The following is a 23,236-nucleotide window of genomic DNA, read 5'->3' as shown; positions in this document are numbered from 1 at the left end:
CTCAGGCCCCGGCCGGTGGCGAGGGTTCGGCGTCGTACCAGAGCCGGCGTACGACGTCGGCGACATGGCCGACGTTGTCCTCCGAGATCAGGTTGAAGTGGTTGCCCGGCACGTCGTGCACGACGGTCCCGCCCAGGCTGCTCCGGTCCCAGATCGTCAGGCTCTCGTCGTCGGTACGGCCTTCGCGGGGCCGGATCAGGTCGGTGCGTCCCGGGTGGGTGCGGGGCCGGAAGGCGCGCTCGGCCTCGGAGTTGACCGGGTAGATGTCGATCATCCGGGCGAGCCGGTCCACACCGAAGCCGGGCGGCAGGGTGCCCTGGCGGGTGGCGAGCCCAAGGACGCGTTCGGCCCGTTCCCGTGGGTCGAGCGCCGCCAGCTCCTCGACGTCCACGTCCAGACCGAGCGCGTGCCCCACGAGCGACCACAGCAGCCGTGCCCGGGTGGGGGGTTCCTCGGGCGTCAGGGTCACGCTGGTGTCGAGGAGCAGGACACCGGCCGCCGGCGTTCCCGCGTCGGCGAGTTGGCACGCCATCTCGTGGGCGACCAGTCCTCCGAAGGAGTACCCGACGACGACCACGTCACGGGCGGCGTGCACGGCGAGCGTGTCGGCGACGTACCGCCGGGCCATGGCGGGGATGTCCCGGTCGGCCTCCAGCGCCGGATCGAGTCCGCGCGCCTGCAGCCCCAGGGTCGGCACCCCTTCCGGCAGCGCGTCGGCCAGGTGGCGGTACCACAGCACGGTGCCGCCGATGGGGTGCACGCAGACCAGGACCGGTCTGCGGACGCCGGCGCGGATCGTCACCAGCGAGGTGGCCGGAGGCTGCTCGGCAAGCGCCCCGGTTCTCGTCAGAGCGGCCATGGACTCCACGGTCGGCGCCTTGAGGACGGCGTCCAACGGCAGTCGTACCCCGGTCCGCTCCTGGATCCGTGCCAGCAGCCCGAGGGCGTCCAGCGAGTTGCCGCCCAGGGCGAAGTAGTCGGCGTCGAGGGTCAGTCCGGCGGCGCCGAAGTGCTCCCGCCAGACCTGCCAGACCGTCAGTTCGACCGCGTCGCGCGGGCCGCGCACGGTACCGGAGGTGATGTCGCCGAGACGTGCGGCGCGTGGTGCGTCGCTCGGGACCGTTTCGGACCGCGCAGTCTCCTGGTCGCTCACCTGAGGCCCTCCAGTGCGCGGGCGGCGGCCTCGTCGCTGACCAGTCCGATGTGGGCGGTGGCCGCGAACGAACCCGGCGCGCAGAAACGCACCCGGTCGACGACGGCATGCTCCTCCAGGTCCACGACGAACAGTTCGGCCGCCCCGGTCATGTAGACGTACCGGGCGTCGGGGCTGACCGCCAGGTACAGCGGAGCGCTGCTGTTCTTCTCGCAGACGAAGGGCGGTTCACGGTGTTCCTCCTCGAACAGCACGATCCGGTCGACGAGTTCGAGGGTCTCGGCGTCCAGTACGTACAGCTTGTTGGGGTAGCCGGTGACGGCGATGAACCGGCGGCCCCCGCGCCGGAAGCAGCGTTGCGAGGTGATCCGCAGGAACTCGTGGTCGCTGTAGCTCGCCTCCCGGACGACGGTCCCGTCCCGGTACCGGTAGCGTTCGATCGTGCCCGGTCCGTGGAGCACGACCTGGGTACGCCACTTGGAGATGTTGTTGCAGGAGATGTAGAACACCTCCGGGTCGTCCGGATCCACCTCGGCGTGCGCCGCGCACGCCCCGGAGGGGGTGTGCACCTGCGTCTTCTCAAGGTGTTCGTCGGCCACGAAGAACCCGGAGCGGGGGAAGCTGCCGGTCGCGTACGCCGCCGCGTCCACTCCTTCGGCGGACGCGCCCGGGACGCCGTCGGGGCCCGGCAGTACGGACAGGTTCATGTCCACCCCGACGAAGTACCCGTTCGGCGAGTGGACCAGCTGGTGCAGCGTGTCGATGAGGAAGTCCGGCAGCGTGCCCCGGGTCTCCACGGAGCCGGTGGCCCGGCTGTAGGTCATGAGCCGGGTCCGCAGCGGCTGGTCCGGGACGTCGTAGCGCCGCAGCCGGTCGGCGGTGTCGGTGCTCGTGAAGGCGACGGTGTCCGGGGCGGTCTCGCAGTTGGTCGAGGACAGCGTGCCCGTCACGTCGCCCGACGGGCCGGGCGACCAGGTCGGGTGGCTGTCGGCCGCACTGAGGATCCGCAGGTAGGGGGCTTGTTTGAAGGAGACGACGAGGTCCGCAGAGGCGGTCTCCAGAAAACTGTGCGGATGCAGCAGGTACGGCAGCAGGTCCTCGACCCGGTCCAGTCCGTAGGGCGGATCGCCGGTCAGATGCCCACGGAGAAAGGCCAGCTGGTTCGCACGCTGCTCGTCGATGCCGATGCTCACCTCGTGCAGACGGCCTCGCCGCAGGTCCACGAACTTGTACAGCTCACGGCGGCCGTCGGCGGACAGCCCGCTCACCAGGAGCCATCCGCCCGTGCGGCCGGCACCGCTCAGTCCGAGGTCGGTTCCCTCTTCGGTCACAGCTCCTCCTCGGACGGACCGGACCGCACCTTGCGCACGAGGACGTCACCGAGGACCAGGTAGTCGATCTCGGTGCCGAGGAAGCACTCCAGGGCGTCGCGCGGGGTGCACACGATGGGTTCGCCCGCCACGTTGAACGACGTGTTGATCAGACTGGGCAGCCCGGTCCTGCGCCGGAAGGCACGGAGCAGGGCGGCCAGCCGCGGGTTGCCCTCGTCGGTGACGGTCTGGGCCCGCGCGGTTCCGTCCACGTGACAGGCCCCGGGCAGCAGGGCACGCAGCTCCTCCCGCATCGGGAAGACGAACGTCATGTACGGGGAACCGGTCTGCTTGCCCAGGTCGAGGACGTCGGCCGCGTCCTCCTCCAGCAGGACGGGGGCGAACGGGCGGAACGCCTCGCGGCGCTTGACCCGGGCGTTGATGATGTCCTGGATGTCGTCGAAACCCGGGTTGGCGAGGATGCTGCGGTTGCCCAGCGCACGTGGCCCGTACTCCATGCGTCCCTGGAACCAGCCGATGACGACCTTCTCGCACAGCAGCCCGGCCACCTCCTCGACCAGCTCCTGCGCAGCGTACGACACCCAGCGCACCCGCCCGTCGTACTCGCGCAGCGCCGTCGTGGTGTCGTCCGGCCCGAAGGCGGGACCGAGGTAGGGACTGTCGCGGTGCACCGGCCGTTCGCCGGAGTCCCGCACGACGTGGTACGCGGCGCCGATGGCCACGCCCACGTCGCTCGCGCCGAAGCTGACGCTCAGCTTCCGGAAGCGGTCGGAGGCGGCGAGCAGCTTCGAGTTGTTGACGCAGTTCAACGCGAGTCCGCCCTCCATCAGGAGCCGGGTGCGGTCGGTGCGCTTCTCCAGGGCGGAGAGCTGATGGGCGGTCACCGCCTCCACGGTGTCCTGCGCCCAGCGGGCGACCCGGGCCTTGAAGGCGAAGTCGGCGCCGTCCGCCGGTGTGTCGCCCAGGGCCGCCCCGCGGCCGAAGACCTCGTCGAAGAGCGGGTAGTAGCTCTGGTCGTCGCGGAGTTCGTTGCGGAAGCGCAGCGCGTACCGGCCGTCGTCCAGCAGTTCCACGACCTGGTCGAGCAGCGGGTTGGGACCGGCCGGTTCGGCGTAGGAGGCGAGTCCCATCACCTTGTACTCGTCGTTGTTGGGCACGAAGCCGAGGTAGCGGGTGACCTTGCTGTACAGCATGGCGAGGGAGTTGGCGATGTCCACCGAGCACTCGTCGAAGACGGTCAGGCCGTGGTCGTCGATCTCTCCCATGACCGAGGAGAGCGTCTCGGCCCGGCCGTCGCTCACCAGGAACGCGGCCTCGCCGCCCCCGGCCAGGTAGTGGCCGCACATCAGGTGGGCGAGGTGGTGCGGCACCAGTCTCAGGCGGCCGTCGGGGATCTCGTACCCGGTCCGCTCGGCGAAGTCCGCCCGGACGGCCTCCTCGGACGTCACCCGCCGGTACAGCTCCCCGAGCCGGGAGAGCTGGTCGAACTTCACGGTGACGGGGTGGGGCGTGGCGAGGACGTCGCGCATCTGGCCTTCGACGATCTCCGGGGTGAAGGCCCAGGGCAGCGCGAAGACGTCGACGTCCGCGAGTTCGGCGCCCGCCTCGCAGAGCGCCCAGCGCAGGGCGCGGGCCGGGAAGTCGGAGGTCTTCTTCTCCCGGTTGAGCCGTTCCTCCTCGACCGCGGCGACGAGTTCGCCGTCCACGAAGACGGCGGCCCCGGCGTCATGGCCCAGCAGCCGGTACCGGTCGATGCCGCTGCGGCGGTAGTGACGTGCGAAGACGTCAGCGGAATGAGTGAACCCGTTAAAGCCGACGACGATCATCCATGACTCCGCCCTATACCAGGTAGGCCAGCTTCAGTTGCAGTTCGTGCAGTTCCTGGGCGGCGGTGGACTCCACGGTCACCCCGCCCGCGCAGCGCAGCAGTACGTCGTCGCCGTCGCGTACGCCGCAGGTGACGACGGTGCTGGAGACCAGGTCGGCGCCGTCCCCCCGGTACCAGCCGACGGCCCCGGTGTAGAAGCCGCGGGGCGTGTCCTCGATCTCGTCCAGCAGGCGTTCCGCGCGGACCTTGGGCGCGCCGGTGACGACGCCGCGGGGGAAGTTGCCGAGCACGGCGGCCGCGTCGAGCGGACGGGCGAGCCGTCCCCGGACGGTCGTGGCCAGGTACGTGGTCGGTCCGATGACGATCGGCTCCAGCGGGTCGTCCACGGAGATGGAGCCGGGTACGCAGAACTTGCCGAGGTCGTTGCGTTCCAGGTCGACGAGCATGATGTGCTCCGCGAAGTACTTGGGGTCCTCGCGCAACGTCCGGCGCACCCGGGCCAGTTCGGCGCTGTCCGGGGCGGCCGGCTGGGTGCCGGCGAAGACCCTGGTGCTCACCCGGTCGCCGGTGACCGCCAGATGGGGCAACGAGCAGGCGCCGAAGAAGCACTGGCCGCCCAGGCTCACCCAGTAGGAGAAGTCCGCGTGCAGATAGCGGTGCGAGATCTGGCGGAAGTACTCGGGGACGGGCATCCGGGGGCGCACCCGCACGGACTGCGAGATGACGGCCTGGTAGACGTCGCCGCGGCGCAGATGGCCGCGTACGGCTTCCAGTTGCTCCGTGTAGCGTGCCTCGTCCAGTGGGCTCAGCACCTCGCACAGGGCCGTGTCCCGGGGCAGTGGGGCGGGGGCGGGCTCGGCCAGACACCGTTCGACGATCCGGCCGAGCCGGGCGCGCAGCACGTCGTCGCCGCTGATCTCCACGGAGCCGTCGCTCTCGTCGTAGCGCACCGCCGCCCCGACCCGGGCGACGAAGCCGAGCAACCGGTCCTCGGGGGCGGTGCCGTCCGGACGGGCCGGCGCGGCGCGGAGGCTGTCGTAGGCCAGGGCGAAGACCAGTTCGCCGCCCTGCTCGGTGGCGGTGCGCAGCAGGTCGTCGAGGTGCCGGGCCGGGGTTCCGGGCACGGGCCGGCCCTGGTGGTGGAGGCCGGAGGTGCGCAGTTCCCAGGCGTCCGCCAGTGAGGCGAGCAGGTAGCGGCGCCGGCCCGCCGGGTCCGGGGAGCGGTAGAAGAACAGTGAGCCGAAGAGTGCCTCCACCGGCTCGACCAGGCGATACGGATCGAAGCCGACGGTCCGTCGGCGGTCCCGAGTCGGGCTCGCGCAGCGCACGCCCCCTCCCTACACGACGAAGTCGAAGGCGCTCTTGGGGGCCGCGGGTGCCGACCGCCCGCCGTCGGCGAGCCGGTCCGCGGCCGACTGCGGCGGGGCGCCGGTGGCGGTGCGGATACGGGAGTTGACCGCGTCGGAGTAGAACAGCCGGACGAAGCGGTCGCTGAGGTCGGCGAATTCGGGCACGTACCTGATGTGGTCCTCGTCGCGGGTGATGATGCCGAGGCTCTCCAGGGCGTCGAACGCGGTACGGAAGCGTTCCAGCGGCCGGGCGGACTCCGGGTAGTGGGACTCGAAGGCGCGGATGTCCAACTCGGCGTGCTTCATGGCGAGTACCAGGTGGCGGCGGAGCGACTCGTCCTCGTCGAGTGGATAGACCTTCTCCACCGCGGACTCGCCGTTGTTGATACGGCGCATGTACTCGCGGTAGTTGAAGGCGTTGAGGTACGTGTGGCTGTGGCTGTGGCTGTATCCACTGGCGCCCAGCGCGAGCACGTATCCGTTGTTCCCCCAGTGGTTGTCCTGGTAGTGGAAGATCCAGTTGTCGCGCGGGAAGAGGTTGCGCGAGTACTGCCAGTACCCCATGTCGAGCATGCGGCGCTTGGCGTACCGGTAGAGGGTCAGGCTGCGGCGGAACATCCGGGCGGGATCGTCGACGCGCAGCAGCGTCTTGTTGTTGATGGAACCCTCACGGACCGACAGGGTGAACAGCGTGATCTGGGTGGGCAACGGGTCGAGGCCGGCGACCGCGTCCATGGTGCGTTCCATGTTGCCGAACGCCTCGCGCTCGATCCCCGCGATCAGGTCGATGTTGACGTTCGGTACTCCGCTGTCGGCCATGTGGTAGTAGGTGCGGAGCACCTCGTCCGGCGAGTCGTTGCGGCGCGACTTGCGCAGGATCTCCGGGTCGAGCGTCTGCACCCCCATGGACAGCCGGTTCACACCGTTCTCGGCCATGGTCCGGATACGGCCGAGGGTGGCGGAGTCGGGCGAGCACTCGTAGGTGATCTCACGGCAGTCGGTGAGGTCGAAACGGCCGATGACGCGCTCGAAGAGGAAGTTGATCTGGTCCTCGTTGAGCCTGCTGGGCGTGCCGCCGCCGATGAAGACGGTCTCGACCCGCCAGCCGGGACGGACCCGCAGATGACTCAGCGCCTCTTTCTCCAGGCAGCGCAGGTACTCCCAGATGATGTCGGTGTCGTCCCGCACCACGGCCACGCTGTAGTAGCAGAAGCTGCACTTCTGCCGGCAGAACGGGATGTGGATGTAGAGGTTGTGCGAGAAGGTCTCGCTGCCCTCCCACAGCTGCTCGGGGCTGGGCGGCTCTTCCTGGGGCGGCTGCCAGGCGGAGATGGGCGGGTAGCTGAAGACGAGGCCCGGGATGTGGTTCTCGGCCTCCATCAGGGTGTCGATGACGGCGTCCCGGCCGCGGTCGGTGACGTCGAACAGGAATTCGGAAGTCATGGGGGGCTCCTGTGGCGGAGGAGGAAGACCGATCGGGTGGTGGGCCGACGGCGCGGCCGACTTGGCGGAGAGGCTCAGAAGGAGAGGAAGTTCTCGAAGACGCGCATACCGTGTGGCGTGCCGATGGACTCCGGATGGAACTGCACTCCGTACAGCCGGTGTCGTGACGACTCGACGGACATGACCTCGCCGTCGTCCTGGGCGACGCTGGTGACCGTCGAACCGTGCGGCAGCGATCCCGGGGCGATGACGCTGCTGTGGTACCGCATCACTCGGGACGCCGCCGGCATCCCGGCGAGCAGTCGGGACGACGCGGTCAGGCTGAGCCGGGAGATCCGGCCGTGCCGGCCGTCCTGGGCGGCGGTGATGCGCCCGCCGAGGTGCCGGGCGAGGATCTGGTGCCCCAGGCAGATGCCGAGCAGCGGGATCCGTCCGGCGAACCGTTCGACGATCCGGTAGACGTTGCCGCAGTCCCCGGGGTCCTCGGCGCTGCCGCCGCCCGCGGAGAGTACGAGGTGGGTGGGGCGTGCCCGCTCCACGCGCTCCACGCTCGCCGTGTTGTCGAGGATCTCGACCTCGGTGCCGCACATGGCCAGGTACTGGGCGATGTTGTGGGTGAACGAGTCCTGGTTGTCGATGACGATGGTGCGGCGGGTGGCTCCGGCCGCCTCGTTCATGGGGCGCTCTCCCTCTCCTTCTCCTTCTCCGTCTCCTGCGGGCTCTCCGCCCCCGTGGGGTCGCCGCACACCGCGCGGGCCTCTATCTCGAAGGCGAGTTCGGGGCGGCACACCGGGACGTAGGTGAGCAGGTGGGGGAAGTCCAGGCGCTTCTCGGCAAGGTAGGCGGAGAACGCGTCCCGGACGGCGGGGTCCCGGCAGTAGACGTAGGAGCTGGCGATGTCCCGCGGCCCTGTGCCGCCGGCGGCGAGGACGTCCAGGAGCGAGCGCATCGCGTAGTCGACGCAGACGGCCGGGTCCTCGGAGGTGATGGATCTGCCCCGCGGGTCGATGCTGGAGATCCCGGAGACGTTCACGGTGCGACGCCCGCCCATGCGCAGCAGGTTGCCGCGCACGAACCGGGGCCCGTACTCACTCGGCGAGGTCTGCAGCGGAGTACCGAGGACCGCGAGGTCCTTCTCCACGGTCCCCGCCGCGGTCTCGTACCGGGACGACTCGACGATCAGGCTCACCTCGGAGCCGGCGGGCAGCGTGGCGCCGATGCCGGTGCTCGCCGGATACCGGCGGATTCCCCAGCGGTCGAACGCCTCGTCCCGCGCCGCGTTCAGGGCAGGGTAGGCACGGCCGATGCCGGACACGAAGAACCAGGTGCGGTCGATGTCGAGGGGGGTCATCCCGGCCTCGCGCAGCGCCGCCTCCACCGCCTCCAGGCCACGCGTGACCTGGGTGTACGTGTCCGCCCCCGCTGGCCGCGGCAGACAGTGGACGAGGCGGCGCACCCGTGCCCCGTCGGGCGTCGTGTGTGTCGTCAGGGAGGCGCCCGAGGCGATCCTGGTCACCGCCACGTCGCCGCGCGGGTCCGGTGCGAGGGCCGTCAACTCGACGGACGTGCCGTGTCCGCCCGTGTACGTGACGGGCCGCACCCAGGTCCAGCGGTCGTCGTGAACCGGCGGCGTCCCCGTCAGTTCGCCGAAGACGACCACCCGCAGCAGGTGTGCCCCGTACTCCTGGCACAACCGGTCGGCCCACGCCATGACGGTGTCGAAACCGACGGGCCCCGGGGCGTGGTGCACGGCGTGGATCTCGGTGTCGGCGCTGCCGCGGACCGCGCGGACGGTGAAGGGAAGTGCGGGGGACGGAAACGTGCTCAGGACAGAACCAGGCGTGCCCGCTGCCTGCTGATAGCCGGGCACCGGTAATAAATTGCTCAAGTGCATCTCTCCCCTGTGTGCGACACGCGGAAACTCCGCACTTCATGGCACTTCACGCGGAGACATCGCCGGGCGGGACCACACCGGCACGATCGCTGGATAGCTGCTTGAAGCAATGAACTTGGCACAGGCAACAGCACGGCACACGTGGCTGTCAACCCCGTGCCGGGACTTCATGGCCGTAGCACGGGGTGTCAGCGGACTTCAGGCCTGGAGGTGCGTCAGGGCCTCCCGCAGGATCGTCAGGCAATTACTGGTCAGCACCGACTCGACGTGGAACTGGAACGTGCTGAAATTCTCCGAGCGCAGCGCGATCACCCGTCCGTCGGATTCCGCGGCAATCTCCACGCCCGAGGGTGCGATTTCCGGACGGAGTGCGAAATAGGTGTTGTAGAAGCCGACCGTCTCCTGCACACCGAACAGATCGACGGATTCCTGAACGCCCTGCAAAGGCGGGTCCACGGGAACGATCGTCATCCCCAGCAGCTGACAGACCATCTGGTGACCGAGGCAGACCGCGAGGAACTTCCGCCCGTCGGAGATGAGGGAGGCGACGAATTCCCGTACCCGGCGCATTTTCGGGTCGTTCTCGTCGGTGGGGTCACCGGGGCCCGGTCCGACCAGGACGAGATCCGTGCTGATGCTCGCGAGTTCGGGATCGTCGTAGTCGCGTACGGTCACGTCGAGGCCCAGCCGGGTGAGCGCGTGCGCCAGCATGTGGCTGAATTCGTCTTCGTTGTCGACCAGCAGGACCGACTTGCCCAGCACGGCCGGGGCCGGCAGCAGCTTGTCCGCCTGGTCGGCGACCCAGAAGCGTGACAGATGCTTGTTCCGGGACCGCAGGATCTGCTCCACCGTGGCGTCCACGAAGCGCGGCAGCACTTTCTCGGCACGTCGCGACGAGGAGATCGCGTTCAGCATGCCGAGGACCTTTACCTGGACCTCGCGGGTTTCCTTTTCCGGGGAGGAGTCGCGGACGATGCTGCCACCGCTCTGCAGAAGAGCGCGGCCGTCCGGAGTCACCTCCATGGTGCGGATGGTGATCGCACTGTCCAGATATTCCTCGCCGTCCTCGATTCCGTTGACGACGATCGCGGACGAGTAGTAGCGCCGCGAACTGTCCTCGTACCGGCGGATGATCCGGGCGGCGTTCTCCAGGGGGCTGCCGATCATCGTGGCAGCGAACATGGACTCCCGGAACGCGTCGATCTTGTCCATGTCGCTCTGCCCGACCAGCAGGTACTCGGTGTGGATGAGGGAGCTCATCTCCTTGAGGAACGGCCCCTCGACGGTGCCGCCCGTCGAGCAGATCCGGGCCATCATCTTCAGTTCCTCGTCGACCACCTGGAAGAGTTCGTTGACCTCCTTGGGGTCGGTCAGGAACTCGATCAGGTCGGCCCGCTTCGTCAGCGCCGCCTTCGGCAGGGTGCCGCAGATCGGATTCATCGTCACGACATTTTTCACGAAGCTGATGTGCCGCTCGGGAGAGGCTCCGATGAAGTAGCGCTCGCCGTCGAAGAAGCAGAAGCTCAGATAGGCGTCGGGCTCGTTCCGTACGAGCCTCCGGAAAATTTCCTTGGCGCCGTCGGGCGAAAATCCACTGATCATCACCTCGCCGCGGCGAGAAATCAGGAAATTGGATCCCTCGCCGCGGCAGATCTCGTCCGAGACGATCCTTCGAACCTTTTCCGCGTACTCGTCGTCGGTCATCTCGAATGAGATCTCGGAGATGCCGAACTCCTGCTCCGCACCTACCGAAATGCTCTCCAGATCCACTTCACGGCATTCGGACGCGACGAGCGAGATGATGGGCTCCCCGCCGTCGTGAAGCTCGAATCCACGTTCCCGCAGCTGCGTGTAGGGGACCATGCTGATGACAGGCAGGGAGCTTGGCCGTGGCATGTCGTCGAGCAGGCTCGTGTACCGGATTTCACCGGTGGCTAGGCGGGTCTTTCCGTCGAGGTGGAAGAGGCAGAACGGCTGGGGGCTGGCAGCCACAGGATGGGCCTTTCGCGGCAGATTCGGGCAGGGTGATTTTTGCTCGCGCAATGCCCGGTTCATGCCTGCGGCAAGAGCGCGGTGGCGAACACGATACAGCCAGTGACGGGCCGGTCCGGCGGACGAAGGCGAAAGGGGCCGGTCCAAGGTCCTGGTGGCCATGTGCCGGTGCGGGTCACGTGGGTCGGGCGGGCGCGGGTGAGGCGTCCGGGACGCCGCGGGAATGTCCGACGGAGGGTCGTGCCGGCGCTCGCGCACCGGCGGTACGGCAGGCCGCGGTGCGCGCGGTGCCGTGACCGCCGTGACCGTCAGGACCCGTTCCGGAAGCACTCAGGATCCGTTCCGGAGGTACATCGTCCCGCATCTCCCTTGCCCGGGGCGGGTGTTGTCGGCCACGCTGGCGGGCCCGGGGCGTGGACGGCACCCTGGCACCGGTGCGTGACCGCAGTGCCGCCGCGTCCAGTCGCGTCTACCGCCGCCGGACGAGTGCGGGTCGTCATCGACGCCGACATCCGTCCGGTGGCCGCCGCCGTCCGCCCGGCGGCGGCGCGGCGACCGGCTTCGCCTCTCCGTCCGGGGCCTCGCCCGCAAGCAGGACCTCGCCCGAGCACCTCGTCGAACCGGCGCCCGCGCCCGGCTCCGGGGTCGCGGCCTGACGGCCCGTCCGCCGAGATCCACGGCTTTCACACCGATGGCCGCTGTCCTGTTCCAGTCATGACGGGTTCAGGCCGCCGGTGATCGTTGCAGCTTGGGGAGGGGAACAGGAAAGATGGTGCTCGATGGCCAGGCTCGCCGTTATGGAGTCGCAGCCCGGTGGAATGGGCTGATGGTGCGAACGGGGGACGGAATTCGTATGGCATTCACCGGAAAAAGAGCCGACAACTTCGAGGAAAACCCGACGTGGCCCACTGCCCCGGGTGATCTGATCTGGCCGCCCCTGAGCAACGACGCTCACTGAGGGATTCTCGGCCTCATTCCTTTTGACCTTCACGATGCCCACAGGTCCCATAGCCGCGGCCCCAGGGCGTCGTCGGCATGCCCGGAATTCCTTGGAGGCACACTGTGATTCGCCAGTCCGGCGAGGCACTGAGCCGACCCCTCACCGCAGCACAACTCGGGGTCTGGTTCGCCGGAGAAGCAGCAGACCCGAACGGATCCACCTTCAACGTCGGTGACTACCTCGAGATCAAGGGCCCCGTCAGCGCCGAGACGCTGACCCTCGCCCACGAACGGCTGAGCACGGAGGTCGAGGCCTGCCGGGTGACGTTCGCCGAAGGCGACGACGGCCCCGTGCAACTCCTCGGCGACCAGCCACGCTGGCCGTTGACACGAGTCGATCTACAAGGACGCCCCGACGCCCGAGCCGCCGCGCTCGCCTGGATGGAGGAGGACATGGCGCGGCGTACCGACCTCGTGGCCGGCCCGCTGTTCTTCGCCGCGCTGTTCGTCCTCGCCGAGGACCATCTGCTCTACTACCGCCGCGGCCACCACATCGTCCTGGACGGCTGGAGCCTGGATCTGGTCGGGCGCCGGCTGGCCGACATCTACAGCGAGCTGGCCGGCGGCACGCCCCGCACGTCGTCCGTGGCGCTCGCCCCGATGGAGGTCCTCCAGGAGGAGGACCGCACCTATCGTGCCTCCGCGCGCCGCGACCGCGACCGCGACTTCTGGCTCGCCCGGCTCGCCGGGGCGCCGGAGCCGCCGACGCTCTCCCCGCGGCCCGCGCCCGGCCCGCGCGGAACACAGCGCGTCAAGACCGACCTGGGCCCGGCCCGGGTGGACGGACTCCTCGCCACCGCCGAACGCCTCGGCGTGGCCTGGCCCGAACTGGCCATCACCGCGACGACGGTGTACGTGGCCCGGCTCACCGGCCGCACCGACGTCACCCTCGGCATGCCGATATCCGGCCGCACCAGCAAGGCCGGCCGGAACGTGCCCGGCATGACCGCCAACATCCTTCCGTTGCGGGTGACCTGCGATCCCGCCGACACCTGGGCGGAGCTGGCCCGGCGGGTGCGCTCGGAGGTCCGCCAGACACTGCTGCACGGCCGGTACCGCGCGGAGGACCTGCTGCGCGACCTCGGCCTCGTCGGGCAGGGCCGGCAGGTCTCCGGGCCGATCGTCAACGTGCTGGGCTTCGAGGCGGACCTCTGGTTCGGGCCCTGCCCGGCGCTGCGGCGCAGCGCGCAGGGCGTGGGCGTGGACGACGTCAGCTTCACCTTCCGGCAGTCGTCCGCCGACGAGGTCGAGCTGATCGTCGACGCCAACCCGCGGCTCTACACCGAGCCGGAGGCACAGGACCACCTCACGCGCCTGCTCGGTTTCCTGGACCAGGTCCTGGAGACCGGCCCGGACACCCCGGTGTCCCGGCCCGACCTGGTCGGCGCCAAGGAACGGGCCCTGCTGCTCGACTGGGGCACCGCGGCCGGGGCCGGCGGCCCGGACGGGCTGGTCCCCGACCTCTTCCACCGGCAGGCCGCCACGACGCCCGACGCCGTCGCGATCGAGGACGGCGCCACGTCCGTGACCTACGCCGAACTGGACGCCTGGACCAACCGGATCGCCCGGCTGCTGGCGGCCCGCGGGGTGGGCCCCGGCGACGTGGTGGCGCTCGCGCTGCCCCGCTCGGCCCGGCTGGTGGCGGCCATGACGGCGGTCCTCAAGGCGGGCGCCGCCTACCTCCCGCTCGACCCGGGCTACCCGGCGCCCCGGCTGGCCTACATGGCCGCCGACGCCCGTCCGGCACTGCTGCTGGTCGACGAGACCACCGCCGGGCCGATGGAGGCCGTCGACGCGATCCGGACGGACCTGGACGACCCGAGCGTGCGGGGCAGGATCGAGCGGCTTTCCGACGCTCCCCTGGGCCAACAGGACCGTACCCGGCCGCTCACCGCCGAGCATCCCGCCTACGTCATCTACACCTCGGGCTCGACGGGTTCGCCCAAGGGCGTGGTCGTCCCGCAGCGCGGCGCCGCCAATCTGCGCAACCTGGCCACCGACTGCTTCGACCTCGACGGACGCAGCAGGCTGCTGCAGTTCGTGTCCCCGAGCTTCGACATGTCCGTCGCCGACGTGTGGATGACCCTGCTGACCGGCGGGACGCTGGTGGTGGCCGGCAAGCCGCAGCTGCAGCCGGGCCCCGAACTGGAGCGGCTGATCGCCGAGAAGGCCGTCAGCCATGTCATGCTGCCGCCTTCGGTGCTCCAGGTCCTCGACCCCGCGCAGATCCCCGCGTCGGTGACGTTCGTCGTCGCCGGTGAGGCCTGCACACCCCAGGTGGTGCAGGACTGGACGGGCGACCGGAGACTGATCGACGCCTACGGCCCGACCGAGGCCAGCGTCTACTCGACCGTCAGCGACGAACTCACCGCGGCGGACGCGGCGGCGGTGCCGATCGGCAGGCCGGTCCCGGGCTTCCGGACCTATGTGCTGGACGCGGGACTGCGGCTGGCGCCGGTCGGTGTGCCCGGGGAGCTGTACATCGCGGGCGTCGGTCTCGCCCTCGGCTACCTGGGCCGCCCCGAGCTCACCGCCGCCCGCTTCGTACCGGACCCCTTCGGGCCGCCCGGCAGCCGGATGTACCGGACCGGTGACCTGGTGCGCTGGACCCCGGACGGCAATCTGGTCTTTCTCAACCGCAACGACGACCAGGTCAAGGTGCGCGGCTTCCGGATCGAGCTCGGCGAGGTGGAGACGCTCCTGATGCGGCTGCCGGGGGTCGCCCGTGCCGCCGCCATGGTGCGGGAGGACCGGCCCGGCGAGCACCGGCTGGCCGGATACCTGGTGGCGGCCGACGGCGCCGTCCTCGACCCCGCCGAACTGCGCGCCCGGCTGGCCGGACAGGTGCCGGACCATCTGGTGCCGCTGCTCACCGTGGTCGGGACGCTGCCGCTCACCCCCAGCGGAAAGGTCGACCGCGCCGCTCTGCCCGCGCCCGCCGTTTCCGCGCCCACGTCCTCCGGTGCCCCGCTGAACCCCGCCGAACAGGGCATCGCCGACCTGTTCGCCGACATCCTGGGCCTGCCCACGCAGGACGCCACCGCCAACTTCTTCGAACTCGGCGGCGACTCGCTGTCCGCCGCGCGCCTGCTCGGCCGGGTGCGCGTCGCGTTCGGCGTCAAGCCCACCATGCGCGAGCTGTTCGCCGATCCGACCGTGGCCGGCCTCGCCCGCCGGGTCTCCAACCCCTGACCTGCGCCCGCATTCGCTGATACGGGGGGCCGGCGATCCCGTCGCCCCCTTGGGAGAAGGCATGCTCGAAAACACGGAACAGTCCTTGGACACGCCGGACTTACTCGCCAAGTACAAACCCCTGCGGCGGGAGATAGACGGCCGGATCTTCGCGGCCAAGCTCGCCCTGGTCGCCGTGCTGCTGGCCGGAGGCATCTTCCTCACCCTGACCACGGCTCTGTGGGCGCGCGCGCTCGGCACGGTCGTCGTCGGCCTGATGTTCGCCCACATGCTGGAGCTGCAGCACGAGACCCTGCACAGCATCGCCTTCCGCGGCCGGCGTCCCAACGTCGTCGCCGGTGTGCTCCTCGGCCTGCCGACACTGGTGTCCTTCGCCGCCTACCAGGTGTCGCACCTGCGCCACCACCGCGACCTCGGGACCCCGGAGAACCAGGAGTTCTTCGACTACGGCGACCAGTACGGCAGCGAGCAGGGCTCGATCCTGCGCAAGTCCGGGCTGTGGCTGTACCGCCTGACCATGGTCGCCCACTACAAGCAGTTCCTGCGGACGTCCGCCCGCGTGCTGACCGGCCGGGACCTCGGCGACGAGAGCCCGTTGACCCAGCGCCGGATCCGGCGCGACCACCTGGTGATCCTCGGCACGCTCGCGCTGTCGGTCGCGGCCTCCGCGCTGACCCACTCCTGGGCCGTGGTCTGGGCGTGGCTGCTGCCGCTGGCGCTGGTCGGGCTGCCCGCGCACGCGCTGATCGAACTGCCCGAGCACTTCCGCTGCGACACCGACACCCCGGACGTGTTCGAGAACACCCGCACCATCACCTCCAACCGCTTCATGGCGTGGCTGACCAACACCAACAACTTCCACGTCGAGCACCACCTGCTGCCCACCCTGCCCTTCCACAAGCTGGCCGAGGTGCACCAGGAGGTGGCCCCGAGGGCGCGCTTCTACCACCGCACCTACCGGGACTTCTTCGGCCGGCTGATCCGCGGCGAACGGAGGACGACGCGATGACCGAGCAGACCTCCTACGCGCTCGCGACGAGTGCCGCGGACAAGGAAGCGGTGATCCGGCTGCGCGACCAGGTCTACGTCCAGGACCAGGGCCGGCTCGACGACGCGGGCGACATGGCGGCGACCTTCGACCGGTTCGACGCCTACGCCGACTACATCCTCGCCCGGCTGGACGGTGAACCGGTCGGCTGCATCAAGGTCGTACGCGACTCGGAACTCGGGCTGCCCTGCCAGGACGTCGCCGATCTGACCGAGTTCAAGGACGGGCACCGGGTGGTGGAGCTGGGGCATCTGATGACCCGGCCGGACGTACGGCACCAGATGCTCGGGATGGCCCTGATGCGCGAGGGCCTGCTGCACGGCATCCGGCACGGGGCCACCCGCCTGGTCGGCGACTTCTTCGTCGACGACACCGGCGAACTGCGCGGCTTCTACCGGTCCCTCGGCTTCGTCGCGCTCTGCAAGCCCTACCCCGACGAGCGGTTCGCGGGCGCGCCGCTCAGCCTGGTCGGCGGCCTCGACTTCGCCGGCGCCGCGGACCGGGTGCCCGGCAGCCACGGCAAGGAACGCCAGCTGCTGGAGTACTTCTTCGGCGACTACGCCGAGCGGCGCCGGACGTACCTGGAACAGGCCGACGGCCCGGCCCTGGCCTCCGGCTCCCACTGACGAGAAGGCGACGGACGTGCGTACACAACGCCAGACCCTGGCCGAGACCAAAGCCGCGTTCAACCACCCCACCTACGCCAAGATGGCCTTCACCATGGGCTGCGGGGTGCAGGGCCGTGGGGAGGGATGCCAGGTCTACGACGAGACCGGGCGGCCCTTCCTGGCCCTGTTCGACCAGTACGGCAACCAGTCGTTCGGCTACTCGCACGAGCGGCTGGTGCAGGCCCTGCGGGACCGCCTGGACACCGCCAACCTCAACAGCACCAAGATCCTCTTCGAGGAGGTGCAGATCCGCCTCTCGGAGCGGCTGGCGCGGCTGACCGACGGTCATCTGCGCTACTCCTACCTGGCCAACGGCGGCGGCGAGAGCATAGACAACGCCCTGAAGCTGGCTCGGGCGGCCACCGGGAGGCCGAACTTCGTCACCGCGGTCGACTGCTTCCACGGCAAGACGATCGCCACCCTGAGCGCCTCCCGCCGGCCTGAGCACGAGGCGGTCTACCGGCCGTTGATGAGCGAGTTCCGGCAGGTCCCGTTCGGCGACGTGGCCGCGATCGAGGCGGTGGTGGACGAGGACACCGCGGCGGTCCTGCTGGAGCCGGTGCAGGCCGAGGGCGGTGTCATCGTGCCGTCCGACGAGTACCTGCGCGAGGTGCGGCGCGTGTGCACCGAGCGCGGCGCGCTGCTGATCCTGGACGAGATGCAGACGGCCTTCGGCCGCTGCGGCACCTTCTTCGCCCACCAGCAGTTCGGCGTGCTCCCCGACCTGGTGTGCATCGGCAAGGCCTTCGGCGGCGGCCTGCTGCCGATCTCGGCGGTGCTGGGCACCGCCGAGGTGTGGACCTCGCTGAAGCGCACGCCGTCCACCTTCGGCTCCAGCCTGGGCGGCAACCCGCTGTCCTGCTCGGTCGGGCTCGCCGCGGTGGAACTGGCCTCGGAACCGGAGTTCCTGGCGCGGGTGAACGCCCGCGCGGAGCAGCTCCGGCTGCGGCTGACGGAGCTCCCCGCCCGCTTCCCGAAGCTCGTCCGCGCCCACCGGGGTCTCGGGATGATGCACGGCCTGGAGTTCCACGACGAGGCGCTGGGCGGACTGGTGCTGCGGCTGCTGATCCGGCATCAGGTGACGTCGACGTACTCGCTGTACAACAACAGCGTGCTGCGGGTGCAGCCGCCGATGGTGATCGACGAGGCCGAACTCGACCGGGGCCTGGACGTGCTGGAGCGGGTCCTCGCGGAGGTCGAGGCCCACCAGAACGCCGGCGGTCCCACCGGCGTGGAGGCGATGTCCCCGCAGCGGCTCTCGGTGGAGCTGCCGTTCGCGGCGGGTGCCGTACGCGAACTGCTCGCGCGGCGGCCGAGGCTGCTCGACCCGTTCAGCCTCCGTCCCGGGCAGGAGGACTGCCCGCCGGTGGAGCCGGAGTTCGCCGGCACCCTCGGCGAGGACCTCGTGGTGTGGGAGGACCGGTACGAGGCGGGCCCGGACGGGCCGGTCCTCAGCGCCGGGGACTGCTGGATGTGGGCGTCGCTGCGCCGCGACTTCGCCGTCGTACCGGTCGGCGACACCTCCTGCCGGGTGGACATCGCCGTCGAGTGGGACGCGGGCACCGGGGGGTACGAGGCCCTGCTCGCCGGGGGCATCAGCTGGTTCGTCGCGACCAGGGTCGAACAGCTGGCCGACGGGATCCGAAAGCACCTCGCCGAGTGAGGCGTACCGAAAGGAAGGCGACAGTGAGCGAAGAGATGCGGTTGCAGGGGCTGCTCGACCACTACGCGGGCAACGACAAGGCGGTGGTGGTCGACATCTCCGTCGGCGGCACCCGCCGGGAGGTCAGCCACGCGGGGCTGGCCGGCATGGTGCGGGAGCGGGTGGAGGACCTGCGGTCCGCCGGGGTCCGCCCCGGCCAGCTGATCGGCGTCAACGCCCGCAACAGTCTGGAGTGGCTGGTCTGGGACCTGGCGACGCTGGAGTTCGGCGCGCACCTGTACGCGGTGCCGGACGGCACCCCGGTGCCCGACGACGTCGAGGCGTTCCTGGCCGGGGCAGGACTGGTCGCGCTGGTCGCCGAGGAGGCCGGGACGGACGGGACCGCCGACGGTCCGCTGCTCTCCCCCGGCGACCGCCTCACGGGGCGCCGGCTGCACCTGGACGCCCCCGCCCAGGACCTGCCGAACCTGCACAGCCTGGTGTTCTCCTCGGGCACCTCGGGATCCCTCAAGGGGCTCAGGATCTCCCGCAGCGGCACCGAGTACGTCATCAACCGCTTCCTGGAGGCCTTCGGCGTCACCGGCGACGACCACCATCTGATCTTCCTGCCGCTCTCCAACTACCAGCAGCGGCTGTCCGTCTACTGCTGCCTGTGGGCGGGTGCCGACCTGGCCCTCGCGCCGTTCCAGCGGGTCTTCGCCGCGCTGCAGAGCGAACGGCCGACCTTCCTGATCGCGCCCCCCGTGTTCTACGACTCCACGCTCCAGCTGCACCGCAAGGCGGGCAAGGGCCAGCCCCTGGACGCCTTCCTCGGCGGGCGGATCCGCTTCATGATCACCGGCATGGCCCCCATCCGCACCTCGACCCTGGACGCCTACGCGGCGGCGGGGCTGAGTCTGCTGGAGGCCTACGGCATGACGGAGAGCGGGATGATCGCCTGGAACACCGCCGGGGCCCGGCGCGCGGGTACCGTCGGCAGGCTGATCGACCCGAGCGCCGTCACCTTCACCGAGGACGGCGAACTCGTCATCACCCGCGAGGCCCCGCTCAGCCTCGGCTACTTCGAGGTGGACCCCGCGGCCGAACCGACCTTCCTGCCCGACGGATCCATCCTGACCGGCGACTTCGGCACGCTGGACGGCGACGGCTTCCTCACCCTGCGCGGCCGGCGCAAGGACGTGATCACCCTCGGCAGCGGACGCAAGGTCAACCCGGCGGAGATCGAGGCCCTGTTCGCCGGTACCGAAGGGGTCGCGGAACTCGTCGTGGTCTCCTCCGGCCACTCCGGGCGGCTGGGCGCGGTGGTGAGCCTCACCGGTCCGGTCACCGCCGACGGCGAGGCGGCGGCACGGGCCGCGATCGAGAAGGTCAACACCACCATCGACCAGCACCGCAGGCTGGGCAGCCTGGTCTTCGTCGACCACCCGCTGCACTCCGAGCCCCGCTTCCAGACCAAGAACATGAAGCTGCGCCGGGCAGCCGTCGAGGAGTACTTCGCCGAGTTGTCGGCCCGCCGCGAGAGCAAGGGGTGACCCGCATGACCACCACGTCCGGCCCGGAGCCGGTCCGCATCATCGACGCCCACGTCAACCTGGGCAGCGACCTCGCGATCCCGCCCGAGTACATCAACGAGCAGGCGGAGAACGCCTATCACCGGCTCGCGGCCATGGGCCAGCCGGTCAAGCGGGACCGCATCCACGACCGCGTCCACGCCCAGTACCAGGACCACGACGCCGACCGGCTGGTGAAGGAGATGGACGCCGCCGGTGTCGCCGAGTCGGTGCTGATCGTCCCGGACTTCACCCATGTCGCCGACGCCAAGCTGACCCCGGTGGAACTGGCCGAGCTGCACGCCGGCATCATGCGCCGGCACCCGGGCCGATTCCGCGTCCTGTGGGGCGTCGACCCGCGGGCGGGCGACGAAGGGGTGGCCCTCTTCGAGCGCTGCGTGGACGAACTGGGCTTCCAGGGCATGAAGCTGTACCCGCTGGCCGGCTACTCCCCCAGCGACCGGCGGCTGTACCCGTACTACGAGATCTGCGCCGCGCGCGGACTGCCGGTGCTCAGTCACACGGGTCCCGGCTGGCAGGCCCTGGACTTCACCTACGGGCAGCCGCTGCTGCTGGACCAGGCCTCGCGGGACTTCCCCGGCGTCGACTTCGTCATGGGGCACGGTGCGGTCACCCACGTCGAGGAGGCGATGTACCTGTGCGGCTACCGGCCGAACATGTACGTCGACGTCAGCGGCTTCGTCTCGGTACTGGACCCGGACGGCTGGCAGCACCACCTCAACCGGGTCTTCAAACTGGGCCTCAACCACAAGATCGTGTTCGGTTCCAGCTGGCCGGCCTTCCGGCTCTCGGCGACGCTCGCCCAGGTCGTCGGGGAGTTCCGGGAGGGCTCCACGGTGTTCGAGGGAATCAAGCGCTCACAGCGAAAGATGATCATGGGGGCTACGATCGATCGCCTCCTCACGGGAAACCGGCAGCCCGCCGGGCAGACGGGAGCACAGTGATGGCAGTCGACCTTGCGGCCCTGGAGAAGAAGCTGCTCGACTGGGTCGTCGAGTGGAACGAGGGCGAGTACGACGGCGAACTCGACGCCGAGACGGACCTGTTCGCCGCCGGAGTCCTGGACTCGATGGGCTTCACGGGTCTGATCGCCTACCTGGAGGACGAGACCGGCATCGAGTTCGACTTCGAGCACGCGGAGGAGGCCGGCGCGGTCTCGCTGCGGGCGCTGCTGGCCTACTGCTTCCCCACGGCGGCCGCCACCGACGCCTGACCCCCCGAACGAACGGAAGTGAGAACCCGTGACCAGTCCGACCGACCTGCCCGTCATCTTCGACGCGCACTGCCATGTGGCGTCAGCGGACTTCATCCCGGAACGCTTCGTGGCCGACGTCGCGGCCAACATCGAGCGGCGGCACACCGCGGAGGGCATCAGGCCGCGCCCCGGACGGGCGCTCGACGCCCTGCAGGCCCAGCACCGGGATGACATGGCGGACGAGCTGGTCCAGGAGATGGACCGTGCGGGCATCGCCCGCACGGTCCTGCTGGTGCCCGACTTCGGAATGCTGCATCCGATGCGGCTCTCCCTCGACGAGATGGCCGCCCGGCACCACGAGATCCGGCAGCGGCACCCCGGCCGCTTCTGGGTGTTCATCGGCGTGGACCCCCGGCGCGGCAAGGAGGGGCTGCGGGACTTCGAACGGCATGTGACCGAGTACGGCTTCGAGGGCATCAAGCTCTACCCGCCGTGCGGCTACTCGCCGTCCGACGAAGGGCTCTTCCCCTACTACGAGATCTGTGCCGAGCGCGGCCTGCCGGTCTTCCTGCACACCGGCCCGACCGCGGGCAGTTTCGCCTACGAGCCGGCGCACCCGCTGCAGATCGACCGCGCCGCCCGCACCTTCCCCGGCGTCAACTTCATCCTCGGACACGGGGGTCTGGTCCACCTGGACGTCACCGGCTACCTCGCCTCCTACCGCCGCAACGTCTACCTGGACATCGGCGGCTTCGCGGGCACCGCCTTCCCCGACGGCTGGGAGGCCCACCTGAACCGCCTGTTCCGGCTGGGCCTCAACCACAAGATCGTCTTCGGTACGGACTGGCCGCTGAACCGGATGACCAACGGCCTGACCCGGCTGGTCGAGAAGGTGGTGCACGGGCCCACGGTGTTCGCCGGCGTCAAGCGGCGCGAACAGCAGCTCATCCTGTCCGGCAACCTCACCCGGCTGCTGCCGGCCGGCGCCGTGGACGCCGTGGACGCCCCGGCCGTGGCGGGTTCCTGATGCCGGCCGGCTTCGCACCGATCACCGGGCGGACCGCGCTCACCGTGCTGCTGGGCGACCCGGTCGTCCAGGCCCGCTCCCCCGAGCTGGTCAACGCCGAACTGGAACGGCGGGGGCTGGACGCCCGCATGATGCCCGTGCAGGTGGCGGTCGCGGACTTCGGCCCGGTCGTCACCGCGCTGCGCGCCGCCGGCACCTTCCGCGGCGCCGTGGTCACCATGCCGCACAAGCACGCCGTCGTCCCCCTGCTGACGACGGCCGGGCCGCGCGTGGCGCGCACCGCCGCCTGCAACGTGATCCGCCGCGAACCGAACGGGGACCTCACCGGGGACATGCTCGACGGTGAGGCGATGGTGCGGGCGATCCAGGACGCGGGCGGCACCGTCAAGGAGACGCGCGTACTCCTGGCCGGGGCCGGCGGGGCCGCCTCCGGGATCGCCCTCGCGCTGGCCGACCACGGCGTGGCGGAGCTGCACATCGTCAACCGGACCGAGGCCCGGGCCGGCGCGCTCGCGGACCGGGTCTCGGCCGCGGTCCCCGGCATCCACGTCACGAGCGTGGCCGCCCCGCGCGGCGGCTACGACCTCGTCGTCAACGCCGGTGCCGTCGGCATGCGGCCCGAGGACGGCCCGCCGGTGCCGCCCCAGGTGCTCACCGGGGCTCATGTGGTCGCCGACGTCGTCATCTCCGAACGGCCGACGGCGCTGCTCACGGCGGCGGCAGCGGCGGGCTGCGCGACCGTCGACGGCGGCCGGATGCTGGCCGCCCAGATCGGCCTGATGGTCGATTTCATGTTCGCGGGCGACACGGCCGCGCCATGGTGAACGGCCGGGCCACCCGCGGCCGGCAGCGGCCGACCGAGAGTGAGAACGAGAGCGAGAGC

At 70.3% G+C, this 23,236-nt stretch carries 17 protein-coding genes; 9 read left to right on the top strand and 8 right to left on the bottom strand.

Annotation, left to right across the window (positions count from 1 at the left end; genetic code table 11):
* Nucleotide 1: 1 nt before the first annotated feature.
* From ACGF5O_RS28950 to ACGF5O_RS28915, 8 genes are all read right to left on the bottom strand, one after another.
* Nucleotides 2-1,153 (bottom strand): alpha/beta fold hydrolase, encoded by a 1,152-nt coding sequence (locus tag ACGF5O_RS28950; protein WP_393812814.1) that lies wholly within the window; start codon nt 1,151-1,153, stop codon nt 2-4.
* Nucleotides 1,150-2,484 (bottom strand): hypothetical protein, encoded by a 1,335-nt coding sequence (locus ACGF5O_RS28945; RefSeq protein WP_393812813.1) that lies wholly within the window; start codon nt 2,482-2,484, stop codon nt 1,150-1,152. The genes ACGF5O_RS28950 and ACGF5O_RS28945 overlap by 4 nt, the downstream gene beginning before the upstream one ends.
* Nucleotides 2,481-4,310: a carbamoyltransferase gene (locus ACGF5O_RS28940; protein WP_393812812.1), complete on the bottom strand. Its 1,830-nt coding sequence runs from the start codon at nt 4,308-4,310 to the stop codon at nt 2,481-2,483. Before ACGF5O_RS28940 ends, ACGF5O_RS28945 begins: the two co-directional genes overlap by 4 nt.
* 13 nt (nt 4,311-4,323) lie before the next feature.
* Nucleotides 4,324-5,640 carry a chorismate-binding protein gene (locus ACGF5O_RS28935; protein ID WP_393812811.1) on the bottom strand — a complete coding sequence of 439 codons (1,317 nt, stop codon included), beginning with the start codon at nt 5,638-5,640 and terminating at the stop codon, nt 4,324-4,326.
* A gap of 9 nt (nt 5,641-5,649) precedes the next feature.
* On the bottom strand, nt 5,650-7,104 hold the full coding sequence (locus tag ACGF5O_RS28930) for a coproporphyrinogen-III oxidase family protein (RefSeq protein ID WP_393812810.1): 1,455 nt from the start codon (nt 7,102-7,104) through the stop codon (nt 5,650-5,652).
* 74 nt (nt 7,105-7,178) lie between these two features.
* Nucleotides 7,179-7,781, bottom strand: a complete 603-nt coding sequence (locus tag ACGF5O_RS28925) for an anthranilate synthase component II (RefSeq protein WP_393812809.1) — start codon at nt 7,779-7,781, stop codon at nt 7,179-7,181.
* Entirely contained in the window at nt 7,778-8,998 is a 1,221-nt protein-coding gene (locus tag ACGF5O_RS28920; protein ID WP_393812808.1) for a hypothetical protein, read from the bottom strand. Before ACGF5O_RS28920 ends, ACGF5O_RS28925 begins: the two co-directional genes overlap by 4 nt.
* 198 nt (nt 8,999-9,196) lie before the next feature.
* Nucleotides 9,197-11,152 carry a chorismate-binding protein gene (locus ACGF5O_RS28915; protein WP_393812807.1) on the bottom strand — a complete coding sequence of 652 codons (1,956 nt, stop codon included), beginning with the start codon at nt 11,150-11,152 and terminating at the stop codon, nt 9,197-9,199.
* Nucleotides 11,153-12,052: 900 nt separating this feature from the next.
* Here ACGF5O_RS28915 and ACGF5O_RS28910 point away from each other — a divergent pair.
* From ACGF5O_RS28910 to ACGF5O_RS28870, 9 genes are all read left to right on the top strand, one after another.
* Complete coding sequence (locus tag ACGF5O_RS28910; protein ID WP_393812806.1) at nt 12,053-15,181, top strand: amino acid adenylation domain-containing protein; 3,129 nt, start codon at nt 12,053-12,055, stop codon at nt 15,179-15,181.
* A gap of 85 nt (nt 15,182-15,266) precedes the next feature.
* Complete coding sequence (locus ACGF5O_RS28905; RefSeq protein ID WP_393812805.1) at nt 15,267-16,190, top strand: fatty acid desaturase family protein; 924 nt, start codon at nt 15,267-15,269, stop codon at nt 16,188-16,190.
* Nucleotides 16,187-16,855 (top strand): GNAT family N-acetyltransferase, encoded by a 669-nt coding sequence (locus ACGF5O_RS28900; RefSeq protein ID WP_393812804.1) that lies wholly within the window; start codon nt 16,187-16,189, stop codon nt 16,853-16,855. The genes ACGF5O_RS28905 and ACGF5O_RS28900 overlap by 4 nt, the downstream gene beginning before the upstream one ends.
* Before the next feature lie 16 nt (nt 16,856-16,871).
* Complete coding sequence (locus tag ACGF5O_RS28895) at nt 16,872-18,560, top strand: aspartate aminotransferase family protein (protein ID WP_393812803.1); 1,689 nt, start codon at nt 16,872-16,874, stop codon at nt 18,558-18,560.
* 23 nt (nt 18,561-18,583) lie between these two features.
* Nucleotides 18,584-20,092: an AMP-binding protein gene (locus ACGF5O_RS28890; protein ID WP_393812802.1), complete on the top strand. Its 1,509-nt coding sequence runs from the start codon at nt 18,584-18,586 to the stop codon at nt 20,090-20,092.
* 5 nt (nt 20,093-20,097) lie between these two features.
* Nucleotides 20,098-21,075 (top strand): amidohydrolase family protein, encoded by a 978-nt coding sequence (locus ACGF5O_RS28885; RefSeq protein WP_393812801.1) that lies wholly within the window; start codon nt 20,098-20,100, stop codon nt 21,073-21,075.
* Nucleotides 21,075-21,344 (top strand): acyl carrier protein, encoded by a 270-nt coding sequence (locus ACGF5O_RS28880; protein ID WP_393812800.1) that lies wholly within the window; start codon nt 21,075-21,077, stop codon nt 21,342-21,344. Before ACGF5O_RS28885 ends, ACGF5O_RS28880 begins: the two co-directional genes overlap by 1 nt.
* Nucleotides 21,345-21,372: 28 nt before the next feature.
* Nucleotides 21,373-22,353 (top strand): amidohydrolase family protein, encoded by a 981-nt coding sequence (locus ACGF5O_RS28875; RefSeq protein WP_393812799.1) that lies wholly within the window; start codon nt 21,373-21,375, stop codon nt 22,351-22,353.
* Entirely contained in the window at nt 22,353-23,177 is an 825-nt protein-coding gene (locus ACGF5O_RS28870) for a shikimate dehydrogenase family protein (protein WP_393812798.1), read from the top strand. The genes ACGF5O_RS28875 and ACGF5O_RS28870 overlap by 1 nt, the downstream gene beginning before the upstream one ends.
* Nucleotides 23,178-23,236 lie beyond the last annotated feature (59 nt).

It is taken from the genome of Streptomyces sp. NPDC048291, from assembly GCF_043201715.1.
Classification (GTDB): domain Bacteria; phylum Actinomycetota; class Actinomycetes; order Streptomycetales; family Streptomycetaceae; genus Streptomyces.
The sequence above is the reverse complement of the archived record's forward strand: the minus strand, read 5'-3'. Positions and strand labels throughout refer to the sequence as shown.